The following is a 15,094-nucleotide window of genomic DNA, read 5'->3' on the forward strand; positions in this document are numbered from 1 at the left end:
TCTGAGCCAGTACTGCAAGCGCTTGTGGAGTGTATGAAATATGATAATTCTAATGTGGGTCTTAGTGCCGCTCAGGCGGTGGTCAAGATTGGTAACGCTCAGGCGTTGGGCAAGTTAGGTAATCCCTCAGAGTCGTTACTGCAAGCGCTTGTAGCGTGTATGAAATATGATAATTCTGATGTGCGTCTTAGTGCCGCTCAGGCGGTGGTCAAGATTGGTAACGCTCAGGCGTTGGGCAAGTTAGGTAATCCCTCAGAGTCGTTACTGCAAGCGCTTGTAGCGTGTATGAAATATGATAATTCTGATGTGCGTCTTAGTGCCGCTCAGGCGGTGGTCAAGATTGGTAACGCTCAGGCGTTGGGCAAGTTAGGTAATCCCTCAGAGTCGTTACTGCAAGCGCTTCTGGGGTGTCTGAAAGATGATAATTCTGATGTGCGTAGTAATGCCGCTTGGGCATTGGGAGAGTTAGATAACACCTCAGAATCGGTACTGCAAGGGCTTCTGGGGTGTCTCAAAGATGATAATTCTGATGTGCGTCGTAGTGCCGCTTGGGCATTGGGAAAGTTAGGTAACACCTCAGAGTCGGTACTGCAAGGGCTTCTGGGGTGTCTCAAAGATGATAATTCTGATGTGCGTCGTAGTGCCGCTTGGGCATTAGGCAACTTAGGTAACACCTCAGAGTCAGTACTGCAAGGGCTTCTGGAGTGTCTCAAAGATGATAATTCTGATGTGCGTCGTAGTGCCGCTTGGGCATTAGGCAACTTAGGTAACACCTCAGAGTCAGTACTGCAAGGGCTTCTGGAGTGTCTCAAAGATGATAATTCTGATGTGCGTAGTAATGCCACTTGGGCATTAGGCAACTTAGGTAACACCTCAGAGTCAGTACTGCAAGGGCTTGTGGCGTGTCTGAAAGATGATAATTATTATGTGTATAGTAATGCCGCTTGGGCATTAGGCAACTTAGGTAACACCTCAAAGTCAGTACTGCAAGGGCTTCTGGAGTGTCTGAAAGATGATAATGAGGCTCTGGGTATTTGTGCGGCTAAGGCGGTGAAAAGATTGCTTAAACTGTCTGAGGACATTTAGTGATTAAATTAACCACGTATTTGGCAAAGTAGATTTATTTATGTCTCATTTGTTTACAATTCTTCCCTAATTTTTCTCCTCCAAAACTAACGTAGAATCAGCCGATCGCCCAAATTCTTCTGGTGCGTATTGCAGATATACTTTCGCACCAGGATAAATAAATGTGCCAGGTGTCACCGAACGCACTAAATAATGCAGGCTATAAACGCCTGGATCTAAATGGTCGGCGTAGGCGATAATGCGATCGCGATAAATTGTTTTAAAGTTAACTTGCCAATTATCGGCTTTTGCTTTTAACGCAGATGTAGCAGTTTGAAAGCTTTCATCCACAGCTTCAAATCCCGCAGGTAGGGGATCGTTAATCACCACATGCTCCACAGGATGATCGGCAATCACCTCTAAACCGATATCAAATACCTGTCCTGTTTCTATGGTCAACGGCTTATCTTTAGCATAAAGTCCAATTTTTTGCAAAACTTTTTCATCACCGACACGGCTAATTTCTCGCGATATGCGTAAACCGTTAAATCTCCCAGGTTGATTTCCTTGCAAGCGATAGCGATAAGCTAGTAGATAATGTAATTTTCCCGAACCTGATTTTTGCAGACTTAAATCGTGACGTCCACGAGGTAAATTAGCGATCGCCACATTTAGCTGTAAACTAGAATTACGGTATCCTTGAAACCGACTTTCGCCGATTTTCTTACCGGCTAATTTCACAGTCGCAGCAAAATTCGGTGGTGTAGGTTGCAGTTTCGCATATTCCACCAAAGCTGTCAGAGCTTGGGCATTGTTATAACTAGTTTGCCATGTCCCGTTGCGTCGCAGTGTTAAAAGACTTTGAAATAACTTATCTATGACTTCTGGTTTGGCTTTGGCAGCGATAAACAAACGTAAAGCTTGCGCTTGCGCTGTTGTCGGTGAATTCATCCATCCCCAACTGTCTGGTAAATTTATCACTGCATTGCGACCAGTTTCATATATATATTGTTGTAACTGCTGTAAAAGTTGTTTAGATTCATCTTGCCATTCAGGAAACTCAGATAGATATCGCGTCAATTTAATTTGCGTCACTAAATCAAAGTTGTTCCGTTGTTGGTAAATATCTGTCAAAAAGCTATTGCGTTTTTCGCCAAATTGTGCAATGGCAATTAAAGCGTTAAGTTGCATTTGGCTTTTGCAGGGTTGCTGTTTACAAAACTCAAATTGTCCGGGGTTGGCAAGGATTTTCGGCAAATATCCCTTGAGGCGTGGTATCATCCCTGCATCGACATTTGCTTTCGCCAAAGATTCAGCCACGTAGAGAGAAATCCAAGGATCTGACTTTTCTTGTCCCGGATAAGCTGCAAAACCACCATCGGCAAGTTGGAGTTTTTGCAATTGGGCGATCGCTTGGGTTGATTGTTTGGTAAAATCAAACTCTGGGATTTGACCGTATTTCTCTGAGAGTGTTTGCAGATTAGCGGCAATTATCAACTTACTCGCAGCGGGTTCCGCAAAAGGTAAATCATCATCTTCTATAACTTGTTTTGCAGGTGCTTTAATTTCCGGAATCAGAGTACTCGCTAATTGAATGTCTAAACCTCCCACTCCGGGTAAGACATTTTTATCGACATTCAAAGGAATTTTTACTTGATTGGCAGTAACACCAGTTTCAACAACTTCTTCTGTAATTTCCAGCGGTTTAATTTCCAAAGGAACTTCAAAAGCATCAGTGTTGCGATTAAGTTGAGTGGTAAAGCGGATTTGACTTTCACCAACACTGGAAGCGACGATGGGAAAGCGATAAGCAGAAGTAGCTGATTGAACTTGGGTTTGTAAAGAAACAGCTTTGGAATTTTTCCCTTCAAAGTTGATTTTACCGCTAACTGCACCATCAATTGCTAGAGTAGCAGATGAGTTCGTGTTGTTAGTTATGGATAAACCAGCGAGAATGCGATCGCCTGGACGCGCAAATTGTGGCAATATTGGATTAGTTAGCAGTGGCTTTGTGGTGATAAAGGTTGTTTCGCCGTTACCAAAACGGAGATTTCCATCAGTAGCTACAGCCATTATTCGCCATGTGGTCAAGTTATCTGGTAATTTAAATGTTATCTGTGCCTTACCATAAGCGTCTGTAACTATATTATTATAGTAAGCTAAAGCTTGAAAATCTCTGCGGATGCGGGTATTTGCTGTACCGGCTGAGAAACCACCACCATAACCCCAACCTTTCGGTTTCGCTACAGCGTTTTGTTCTACCACCACATTTTGACGATTATCGCTAAAGCGGGTAGATATTGATTGTTCAGCATAAACCGTATTTACCAAATCTGGGGGACGATAACCAGAAAGTTGTAACACTGCTTCATTCACCACCATGATGGTGAGTTGTCCTTTGGTGGGATTTCCTTGATTATCCTTCAATTCCAATTGTACCGTTTCTGAAGCACCAGGTTCCAAGGAAGTTTGCAAAGGTGTAACTTGCAGCTTTAAATATTTATCAGACAAATTCACTTTAAAAGTTGCAAAGCCAATTTTAGCTAAATTATTTAAACTTCCGGGTTCCAATTTATTCAGAGGAACACCTTGACGTACCAACACAGCTTCAACTGCTGCATTTGGTAGCATTTCCGGTGTAACTTTAAATTGGATTTGTGGTGCTCCGCCCTTAACTTTGGTAATCTGTTGATAGATTGGTTTATCTTTGACAACGGCAAAGTATAATTCTCCTTCTTTATAAGGAGATTGAATTAGAATTGTAGCAGTTTCACCGACTTTAAACTCTTTTTTATCAAGTTTGACTTCCAACTTATCTTTTTCACCTTCACTCCATAGCACGGGATTTGCACCAGTTGCCCAAATTTGCAAATCTGTGGCAGTTAAATCATGTTTCGCATCGCTAAAATTAGCTCTAATTCTGTAAGAACCTGATTCGGGTGGTGTTAAACTTACAGATTGAGGACTGTTACTGGATGTAACTTCTACTTTTCCCACAGTCTTATATTCAACTTGATTTTTCGCAGTTTTACTACCTTCCACCACTTTAGTTAAACTGCTGTATTTCATCTGCTGCAATTCCAACCTAATGCGTTCACCTTCCAGCACTTTTCCTGTAAAGTCAGATACGACAACTTGAATTGGAAAAGCTTTCCCAGCTTCAGCGACAAAGTTGCTTTTTAAACCGATGAGACGATTACTCGGCAAAGCTGTAAAAGTTTGAGAATTCGCTACAGATAAATTAGAAACGTCTGCAACTTCAACATCTACCCGATAAATCATCGGATAAGGTAAATCTTTTCCCACACTTACAATTTGACTACTTTTACCATTCGCATCTAGCTGGGTATCAGTTTGCAAAACATCGCTTGGTAAAGACGGAGATTCTTCCGGGAAAAACCATTGTCTACCAAAACTGAATTCTTCCCAACCCTTAGGAATAAAATTCGTTTGGCTTCTCGTCACAAAATATTTTGCCTTTCCTGCTTCCACAGGTGATCCGAATAGATAATTACTTGTGGTTTTCGCGTCAATCTTATCACCAATCAGAGCAAATTGCTTATCTAAAGCTAATTCAACTTTGAAATTTGGCGGTTTAAATTCAGCTACGCGAAATTCTCCAGAAATTTCGTGTCCGTTTTTCCCCTTCGCTTGAATCGTATAATAGCCTAATTTTTGATTACTCTTGATAGGCACTTCTACAGAAAACGTCCCAAACTCATTCGTTGTTTGCGTACCTAAATCTGTCTTTTGTCCATCTGGATTTAGAATACTTAATTGGTAAACAGCTTTTTTATCCTGCTGAATCGTCCCATTTTGTAAATAATCAGCAAAGCCGGTAAAATAAGCTTTTTCATTTGGTTGATACAACTGCCTGTCAGAAAAAATTATTCCTCGTGATTCTGGTTTATCATTTTGCCAACCCGCATCAATCCCATAACCGTAACTACCGCTATATTCATCAGTGCGTGCAAATGCCCAATCTTGATTTTCACGCGCTACAACTAATAGTTCTGGTGATTTTTTCAAGCTTTGACTTTGAGCATAACATGACTGCAAATCTGAACGATTCAGCTTTAAATTTCCATTTACATCAGTTTTTCCTGATGCACAACGTATCGGTTCCGGACGAGATTTGGCATTCAATTTTGATTCATAAATTTCCACAGTAGCACCTTTTACAGGTGAACCATCGGCAAGATGATGAACCCGAATTAAACTCGATTCTGGAAACCACTGGGAAAATACACCCAAATTCGTCAATTGAACTAACCCGTAACTCGTAAATTCTCTCCAAAGTTGTTTATTATTCTCTTGATATTGATTAGTGCGTCCTTGTACTCCATAAGCTAGCATTCCTGTGGCAGTACGCAACTTTTGTCGTAAAGGAATACTTACATCAACTGATTGATTCTTCTTCGTGGCTATTTTAAAGCTTTGCCATTCCGATGATTTAGGTAATAAATCATTCCCACTATTAAAATAAACTAAATCTGTTGCTTGAACTACTTTATAAGCAGCTTTGTATTTTGACTCTGGTAAATTGACTGTATTTATATTTAGCTGTAAATTCTTACCCGCAGGGAAAATATTTAACCCATCAGGAACCCAGATATCCCCCGCTAAATCTCCCGTATAATAATTCACGGTAACTGATTTACCTAAAGTCTGTCCAAACTTATCTTTGAGATTTGCACCAATCGTGATTTTATAATGAGTTGCAGGTTTTAAAGCATAAGGATTGATGCTGACAAGTTTATCTTGCTCGTTGACTTGGATAATTCGAGAAATATCTTGCGGTGCAGGATTAATTGTAATATTTTCAATAGCCGAATCTGCTATGACGACGTTATTAAATTCTAGCTGTGGACTACCTTGAATAAATCTGCCATATGTACCACTTGCATCAGGTTGCCCGTAAAATTTAATTCCTTGAAATGTCAATGGGGAATAAGTTGTTAACTTACTGACAAACTCCTTCTCACTTAAGAGATTACCATCAGCCGGACGCACACCGGGAGAAAATTGCAAGCGATAACGAGTTGCTTTCTCAAGATTTTGCTGCGGAATCAAATTATAAACCCAATTCCGTGCTGAAGGGTCAAATTTTTCCAGTGGTTCTTCATTCTCGGAAACCTTTTCTTCCTTCGCTAAATCAACTTTGAAACGTATACCCTCCTTTTTCCCTTCCGGAATAAGTTGCAAATGCTTTTTCACTGAAGCTAAATTCAATTTTACATTTGAGGTAAATTGCAACTTCTCTTTTAAATCAATCGATTCAGCTTCAACCTTTTGAATAGGGTTAACACCTGGTAAATTACTTAAATTGATGAGTTCGGTGTTGAAAGTCCAAGCTAAATCTTGTTCAAGACGGTGTTTTTTTAAGTCTGCTAAACCAGCTTTGAGAGTAACTTTAAATCGCGTTGCTTTTGGCAGTGCTTTCTCAGCTTGAAATCCAACCATCCGTGGTGTCAAAAATCGAAAATGACCAGGTAAATTTGGCGTAAGTTCAAATTTTTGTAACAAACTTTCTTGTTCTGGGTTATCAAGACTTTCAAGAGGAATTAAAGCTTGTTTAAAGCGGATACGAATTTGCTGAAGAGGTTTCGCATCTCCGAGGGGACTAATTTGTTCAATCCAATCTGGTAAATTTGGGGGAGTTAGTGCAGAAACTTCTGGAAGTTGTTCTTTACCTGGAGTGATACCAATTAAATTACACCCTGTTATTCCTAGTACAAATGCTAGGATAAGCAAGGACTGAATTATTTTTATGAGCATCTAAAATAAACTAATGTGGCAATAGTATAACTGTTATAGCAATCCTAAATAAGAGCGTCAAAATTTATCTCTTTTCTTTCCTCTGCGTTCTCTCCGTTCTCTAACGAACCACCAAGACACGTTCGCGTAGCGTCTCCGATAGGAGAAGGAGAAGGAATAAGAGTTGCAGAGGGTTTTTGCGTAAGTCATAAAATAGTAATTATGACAAAAATGGTATGGATTCTCTAAACAACTAATTGAATCTGATTGTTTCCGAAAAACATTACAAATCTTAATTTAGATGAGTAGAAAGAAGTTTGTAGTCAGGGCTTCAGCCCTTAAAATTATGATGAGTGCTAAAGCCCTCACTACGGTTATCGTAATCCTGCTATTATGCGTGACAGTACGCTTATTGCCATACCTTGCACCAATTCGTACCGCAGATATTGCCCAAGATAAACAAGCGATCGCTTTTACAGATCGCAATGGGTTATTATTAGGAACGCTACTCACACGCGATCGCGAACATACCGCAGTCGTACCATTAAATCAAGTTTCCCCCGAATTTATCCAGGCGATTTTAGCGGCGGAAGATGGTACGTTTTATCACCACGGCGCACTAGATTTAAAAGCGATCGCTCGCGCTATCAAAGACGCAATTCACGCGAAACGAATAGTTTCGGGTGCTTCTACCATCACCATGCAACTAGCCCGCATGTTGGATTCACTGCCCCGCACGGTATCAGGTAAAACTCAGGAAATTTGGTTATCTTGGCGGTTAACAGCCGGAATGAATAAAGATGATATCCTCAGTGCATATATCAATCGTTTACCAATGGGAGGAAATATCTATGGTGTAGAAGCTGCATCTCGCATCTATTTTTCCATACCCGCAAGTGATTTGAATCTCCCACAAGCAAGTTTATTAGCTGCTATCCCCAATAATCCCACTTATTTTAATCCTTACGAACATTATCAACGGTTGAAACAGCGACAAAAATACGTCCTTAATCGAATGATACAGGATGGGTATATCACCAGGGCGATCGCCGAACGAGCATACACCGAAAAAGTTATATTTGCATCTCGTCAACCGGGAATCATTGCCGCACCACATTTTTTATTTTGGCTGTCAACTTCCCTTAACAAATCTTCATCTCCCATCCGCACCACCATCAATCGTCCTTTACAGCAGTTTGTGGAAGCGCAAGTACAGCAAATACTTACTAACCTTGCTGCAAATAACGTTCATGACGCAGCTGCTTTAGTAATTGACAACCACACCGGCGAAGTTTTAGCTTATGTCGGTTCCCCTGATTATTTTAACGAAGCCAAACTCGGACGTAATGATGGAGTTCAGGCGTTGCGTCAACCAGGTTCTACACTCAAGCCGTTTTTATATGAGTTAGCTTTAGAGAAATCTGTAATCCGTCCCAACTCTATTTTAGCAGATGTACCCGCAAATTACGCAATTTCTGGGGCGAAACTTTACAGTCCTACAGATTATACGCGAAGCTTTACAGGACCTGTGCGGGTGCGCGTTGCTTTAGCGAATTCCCTGAATGTACCAGCAGTCAGGGTTTTAGAAAAGGTTGGTGTGCAGACTTTCTTGAATCGTCTGCGTGACTTGGGGTTTGCACACTTGACTCAGTCGGCAGAATATTATGGGTTGGGTTTGACTTTGGGTAGTGGGGAAGTCAGTTTATGGGAATTAGCTAAAGCTTATGTAAGTATGGCACGACAAGGACAAGCCACCCAAATTATAACCACATTTCCTCCTCTCCCCCTCTCCCCCACTCCACGCCAGTCGCTACAACGGAGGGAACCTCCGCAACGCGCTGGCTCCCCCCTCTCCCCGACGATGTGGGAATTGATTGTTGACATGTTGAGCGATCGCTATGCTCGTGCGGCAGCTTTTGGTGTAGACTCGGTACTAAATTTACCATTTGCCACTGCGGTCAAAACAGGCACATCTTCTAATTTTCGTGATACATGGACTGTCGGCTTTTCTAGCGATTACACAGTGGCTACCTGGGTAGGTAATTTCGACGGGGAACCCATGCGTCAAGTCTCTGGTGTTACAGGTGCAGCGCCTTTGTGGAATCGAATTATGTTACATTTACACTCCTCCCAAGAACCAGCTAATTTTCCTCCTCCATCAGGGATGGTGAAACTACCTATTTGTGCAATTTCTGGGTTAAAACCTACACCTGATTGCACTTCAGTTGTGGAAGAATATTTTTACCCAGAAGACAAAAGCAACTATGAACGTCTTGAGTTGAATTTACCCGGTGAGTATGATGAATGGTTAGCAAGACAAAATCAATTCAATTTAACTTCTCACAACTTCAAAATTTTATCGCCTCATAATCGCGATTTATTCTTATTATATCCAGGTGAAGAAGGAAAGCAAAAATTAGAATTTAAGGTAGGGGGAATAACATCTAAACCTGTAGAATGGTGGTTGAACGATCAAAAGTTAGATACATCAGCTAATGCCTTGTTTTGGACATTGCGTCCCGGTAACTGGACTTTATCAGCAAAAAGTGGTGAAATCAGCGACAAAGTTACTTTTCAAGTACAGTTAGCAAATACAAAACCCACACGTCGCGGCTTTTCTGTAGTTAAATAGACATCTGGTGAAAAAGAATGTAGAGACGCGAAATTTCGCGTCTCTACAAGGGAAATTTCGCGTCTCTACAAGGGTTTCGCGTAAGGAGGCAGGAGGAGGAAGGCAGGAGGCAGGAGGTAATCCCCATAAATAAATTTAGGGGATTTATAATGGACGCTGTATTTTTTGCGCTGCGCGTCTCAAAATACATTTTTTATCTTTATTCATAAATAAATTTAGGGGCTTTAAACCCGTTTGGCAGAGGGCAAAAAATATATTTTCTTCCTCCTGCCTTCTGCCTCCTGCCCTCTGCCTTTCTTCGGTAACGCATAATTAATTTCTGGAGATGTCTATTGTGGAAAAAATGTACCAGACGTAGCAATGCTACGTCTCTTGGGGATCTGAAATTGATTTAGGACTGCAAATTTATTTCTTTTTTTCAGGAAATAGCTATCTCAAGAGTGAATAGATAAGTAAAGGCTTAGGCTTTAATTGTAAATTAAGGGATGCTACTGTGATTTTTCCGCTTAGAGTAACTAAAATCTCAGTTGCAACAGGAAGGTAAATAAAATGACAACCACACAAACTAGCTCAAAGAAAACAGAAAATAAATCAGCCAAGAAGAAACAACAGTCTTCTCATCAGACAGATATTGGTAGTCCTAAAGTACCAGTTCACCAACGCAAAACGAACCAGCAATATGAAGTCTTAAGTGACTGGAACCATTCAAGTTAGTAAACTCAAACATGGTGTTTGCTGGTTCTAAGCTGGATAATTTATCTATCCTAGCTTTTTGTATCTTCACTATCTAATATTCACCTCTTGCATGTAATTTCCTGGCTGAAAATTGTCCACCTTAGTAGCGGTTTTGCTGTGAATGAATGAATCTGTCCACATAGCTTTGGCTATTGGTGATGTCGCTACTTTTTCATCTTGTGGAAGTTGCGATCGCCTGTTGTCATCATTAGGACTTTTCTTAGCTTGTAGACGCTGCTTTTGCGTATACTCAATTAGTTTAGCTTGGGCTTGAGCATAAATTGAAGTACCTGGGGAAACTTGTTGGAGAAACTCCACAGCACCATTAAAGTCACCTGCTGCTGCTTTGTTGTAAGCCTTTTGAACTAAGTAAGCGGCTCTAATTTGCTGCTTTTGATTGTATTCAGTCAACTTTTGTTGAACTATAGTTTTAGAAGAGCTTTCTTGGGGAATTTGCTGCAAGTAGTTTAAAGCACTAGAGAAATCTTTTTCACCTGCTTCTTGGTAAGCCTTGGCTAATAAGTCTTTTGACTCGACTTCGAGATTAGCGCGTGCAGTTTTAACTAATTTATCACATTTCGATTGCCAATATAAAATATCCGGAACCTGAGGAGCAGTACGAAGTACATCCCTCCAACGATTTTCGTTAAAGGCATTTTCAACAGCTTGGTAACGTTGTGCTGCTACTTTCCATTGTTGTTGCCATTTGTCAATTGTGGTTTGAGCTTCGGGATAAACGTTGCTGTTTGGCTTAATTGATCGTGCTAAAGCGATCGCTCCTTCTAAATTTCCCGCTTGATATTGTTCTGTTGCTTTATATAAAGCTTCTGTTTCTGAATACGCTGGAGAATTATTAGCTAAAGAATATACTCCTAATCCCATCACCAAGGAATTAGCCGCTAATCCTACCCTCATTCCTGTGAGTAGGGAAGGTGATTTTATAAACTTAAACCCTCCTTGAGAGTTCTCACCTGTGGACACACTATATTCTACATCTAATATTTCCGACTTATCCAAAGGTATTTGCTTGAGGACTTGCAACACCTCAACCACTGTCTGAAAGCGCTCTCTGTGGTTGTAACGAATCATTTGGCTGAGGACAGCAGCTAGATAATCATTAACTGGTGTCTCACTCAAACGCCAATAAATATCATTTGTGTAAGGATCTATTTTTAATTGTAACGGTGTTAACCCTGTTAAACTTTGGATAGCAATCATGCCCAAAGAATAAATATCACTATTGGGCTGCGCTTGACTAATAAACTGCTCTGGGGGTATATATCCCAAAGAGGTGACGGGAAGTCGATAAATCGGCATTGCCGCATCTACACCAAAATCGACCGGCTGAATTGAACCAAAGTCGATCAAAACTAACTTACCATCACAAGCGCGTCTGATCAAGTTTTCCGGTTTGACGTCGCAGTGAATAACTCCTTGGGAGTGAACAAATTCGAGAATTTCGAGAACATCATTGAGAAATTGGATAACTTCGCTTTCGCTCCAAAGACTCCCCCATTCTCGACCCATCGGCAATTCAGCCGTCAACGCATGTCCTTCAATAAACTCTTGTACTAAATAGAATCTTTCATTTTCTTCAAAACAACCAAGAAGTTCAGGAATCTGGTTATGGTGCCCCAACTGCTTGAGAGTTTCGGTTTCCGTAAGAAAGCGCAACCTGAGTGTGTCCAAGTAACTCGGTTGAGAACCAGTCACTTTTAGCTGCTTAACTACGCATTTTGGATTCTCAGGGTGATCTATGTCTACGGCGATGTATGTTTGTCCAAATACCCCGGCACCGAGGGCTTGAACGATTTGGTACCGTCCTTGTAGTACTTTACCGATCATGTATTGAGTCATGAGGAGGTTATTGGGTAAGTCGTTATTTAGGTTTTCTCACGTTACCCGGTTTTTCCGGAAACCCTTATGAATTATTCAATATAGCGCTGATTCATTCGATAAATTTTTATAAATTTCTGCGTATAAATACGTAATTATTTGCAATAAATTTATAAAATTAATCACAAAAAAATAAACACAGGTCAGGTATGAAATATTGTCCCTCCTATCGAATATCGACATTATTCTTCACATATCTAGTATGCCAGTTTAGGTATCTGGTGCTTTGTAAATATTTTGTAGTCAGGACTGAAGTTCTCATCTTACCAGACAAAGACTTCAGTCCTGACTAGGATATTTTTTTATGACTAATTAAACGTTGACCTTAATCCCCCTCCCCCACTCCCCTACTGATACCCCGCTGCTTGCAATAAAAATAATGAAGCATACCGTCCCTCAGCTTGCAATAACTCTTCGTGAGTTCCTTGTTCTGTCACTTCCCCATTTTCAATCACCACAATTCTATCAGCCATCCGCACTGTGGAAAAACGGTGCGAAATCAACAATACCATCTGATTTTTGGTTAAAGTACGAAAATGATTGAAAATATCAAACTCAGCTTGAGCATCCATTGCTGATGTTGGTTCATCTAAAACCAAAATATCTGCACTATTTCGCATAAAAGCACGAGAAAGAGCTATTTTTTGCCACTGTCCCCCAGAAAGTTCTTGTCCACCACGGAACCATTTACCAAGTTGAGTTGTAAAACCTGCGGGTAACTTCAAGACGAAAGGTAGTGCCATGCCTTTTTCGGCAGCAATTTCCCAAAGTTCTCTATCTTCTAATCGTTCCACATCACCCACACCGATATTCTCGCCGACGGTGAATTGATAGCGAACAAAATTCTGGAAAATTACACCAATACGGCGCCGCAACACATCAACATCCCATTCTTGCAAATCTAAGCCATCAAGTAAGATGCGTCCAGAGTCTGGGTAATAAAGCCGAGTCAGCAGTTTAATTAAAGTCGTCTTCCCAGAACCATTTTCACCCACGATCGCTAGTTTTTCACCTGGTCGCAAATGTAGAGATATATTTCTTAATGCCGGTTGCGAATTTCCCGGATAGGTAAATGTCATGTTCTCAAAACGAATACCATCACCAGGTTTGACACCTTTAATCGCTTTACCTTTTGCCGTTGGTACTTCTTCTTCTAGAAAGTCGTACAGGTTGGAGAGATACAAGTTATCTTCGTACATCCCGCCGATGGAAGTCAACGCCCCGGAAAAAGTATTTTGTCCTTGGCGAAAGACGGTAAGATACATTGTCATATCTCCCAGAGTAATTTTACTAGCCACCGTTTCCAAGACAATCCAAGCGTAGGCGATGTAAAAACCAACAGTAGAAAGTAAACTTAATAGGTATCCCCACAATCCCCGACGCAAAGTTAAATCGCGATCTTCGCCATAAAGCCGATTAAATAGAGCGTGATAACGCCCTAACAGCATATTCCCCAACTGATAGAGTTTGACTTCTTTGGCAAAATCTTCTCTGGCAAGCAGCGTTTCTAAATAATGCTGTTCGCGGGTTTCTGGCGCCCGCCAACTAAATAGCCGGAATGCTTGTGCCGCAAACTTCGTTTCCACAAAGAATGCAGGCATCCCGGCTAAAATTAGAACTAGCAATGCCCAAACCGAAAACTTGACAAGCAAAGCTCCATATGTTATAAGTGATAAGGCACTTTGCACCAAGCCGAATGTGCGCGTTACCAAAGAAAGGGGACGAGTTGAAGCTTCCCGCCGCGCATTGGTTAATTTGTCGTAAAATTCCGAGTCCTCAAACTGGGTGAGATCCAAAGTGAGGGACTTTTCCAAGATAAGAACGTTGACCCGCTGACCGAGTAGCACCCGCAATAAAGATTGACAGACGCTAAGTCCTCGTTGAGTGGCAGCTAATAAAGCAACAGCGATCGCTTCTAAGCCAACATACATTAGCGGATGATAGCTATTGACAAAATCACTACCAGGTGTATGTGATTGAGCGGCAAAAATGACCGCATCGACAATTAACTTACCGATGTAGGCGATCGCGGCAGGCAAAATACCACCCACTAAAGTTAAAGTGGCAAGAATAATAGTTAGAAAGCGGCTAGTAGTCCACACCAAGTTGACAGCACGTCCACTGTAGCGGAATACAGCTAGTGATTGACGCAGAGCGTTTCGATTCTTTTGAGTCCTCATTATTCTTTTTATAGCGTGAAATTGCTTAGTTTGCCTATTTAGGCATTCCCTCTTCAGGTGTATAAATCACAGCTACTCGTGTTTTACTGGACAAAGACCTAAGTTTTTTTAATTAACCACCAAAATGCTAAGACAGCAAGGAAATCGGTGAGATGCCTTACAGTCAATTTACAATTGAACAAATCAAAACAAACTTTGGGATATCAATATCTGAACAATTCGGAACTTTTGCTGAGGTTGCAGAGATAAATTATAGCGATTTTCTCGCGCAATCTATCAAAGAATATTTGCCTTTAGCATTGGCAATTGATACAGAAAAAGCTCGTTCGGAATTGATTGTGATGCCAATATTAGTAGAGCTTAAAAGACAACTTCCATCACAAATAAGTATATTTTCTGGCAGAGATTTTACTGTAGATTCAGCAAAAGGACTGAATGGATTTTGCGATTTTCTGATTAGTCGTTCTCCAGAACAGATTTTGATTGAAGCGCCAGTAGTTACTTTAGTGGAAGCTAAAAATGATAACATCCAATCTGGATTAGGACAGTGTATGGCAGAAATGATCGCAGCTCAACTTTTTAATCAAAATAAAGGTAATCAAATTTCTACAATTTACGGTGTTATTACGACTGGGACAAATTGGAGATTTTTGCGGCTGAAAGGTCAAATTATAGAGATAGATTTGAATGAATATTTTATCAGTCAGATAGGGCAAATTTTGGGTATTTTGAAAAGTACCGTTGTTGCTGAGTGAGAATTAATGCCCACTATGTTGGGTTTTCTGCCTCAAACCAACCTAGACGATCTACCTTATACTACAGATACAAC

General features: G+C 40.8%; 7 protein-coding genes. 4 read left to right on the forward strand and 3 right to left on the reverse strand.

The window, feature by feature from the left end; genetic code table 11:
* A partial coding sequence (locus tag TOL9009_RS0108350; protein ID WP_221928642.1) for a HEAT repeat domain-containing protein occupies window positions 1–1,086 on the forward strand: 1,086 nt, incomplete at its 5' end.
* 66 nt (window positions 1,087–1,152) lie between these two features.
* On the opposite strand, the gene TOL9009_RS0108355 is transcribed toward TOL9009_RS0108350, so the two are convergent.
* The gene (locus TOL9009_RS0108355; protein ID WP_029632401.1) at window positions 1,153–6,843 is read right to left on the reverse strand and encodes an alpha-2-macroglobulin family protein; all 5,691 of its coding nucleotides are present in this window, start codon (window positions 6,841–6,843) and stop codon (window positions 1,153–1,155) included.
* Window positions 6,844–7,168: 325 nt separating this feature from the next.
* On the opposite strand from TOL9009_RS0108355, the gene pbpC reads away from it, so the two are divergent.
* Together pbpC and TOL9009_RS47025 are read left to right on the forward strand one after the other, a co-directional pair.
* On the forward strand, window positions 7,169–9,454 hold the full coding sequence (pbpC, locus tag TOL9009_RS0108360) for a penicillin-binding protein 1C (protein WP_051502844.1): 2,286 nt from the start codon (window positions 7,169–7,171) through the stop codon (window positions 9,452–9,454).
* Window positions 9,455–10,003: 549 nt separating this feature from the next.
* The gene (locus tag TOL9009_RS47025) at window positions 10,004–10,168 is read left to right on the forward strand and encodes a hypothetical protein (protein ID WP_186227507.1); all 165 of its coding nucleotides are present in this window, start codon (window positions 10,004–10,006) and stop codon (window positions 10,166–10,168) included.
* A gap of 69 nt (window positions 10,169–10,237) precedes the next feature.
* Here TOL9009_RS47025 and TOL9009_RS0108370 read toward each other — a convergent pair whose 3' ends face one another.
* Together TOL9009_RS0108370 and TOL9009_RS0108375 are read right to left on the reverse strand one after the other, a co-directional pair.
* The gene (locus tag TOL9009_RS0108370; protein ID WP_029632403.1) at window positions 10,238–12,046 is read right to left on the reverse strand and encodes a serine/threonine-protein kinase; all 1,809 of its coding nucleotides are present in this window, start codon (window positions 12,044–12,046) and stop codon (window positions 10,238–10,240) included.
* Between the two features lie 386 nt (window positions 12,047–12,432).
* Window positions 12,433–14,265, reverse strand: coding sequence for an ABC transporter ATP-binding protein (locus tag TOL9009_RS0108375; RefSeq protein ID WP_029632404.1), 1,833 nt, complete (start codon window positions 14,263–14,265; stop codon window positions 12,433–12,435).
* Window positions 14,266–14,417: 152 nt separating this feature from the next.
* On the opposite strand from TOL9009_RS0108375, the gene TOL9009_RS0108380 reads away from it, so the two are divergent.
* Window positions 14,418–15,020, forward strand: a complete 603-nt coding sequence (locus TOL9009_RS0108380) for a hypothetical protein (protein ID WP_029632405.1) — start codon at window positions 14,418–14,420, stop codon at window positions 15,018–15,020.
* Window positions 15,021–15,094 lie beyond the last annotated feature (74 nt).

Origin of the sequence: [Scytonema hofmanni] UTEX 2349, assembly GCF_000582685.1 — a bacterium.
In the GTDB taxonomy this organism is placed as follows: domain Bacteria; phylum Cyanobacteriota; class Cyanobacteriia; order Cyanobacteriales; family Nostocaceae; genus Hassallia; species Hassallia hofmanni.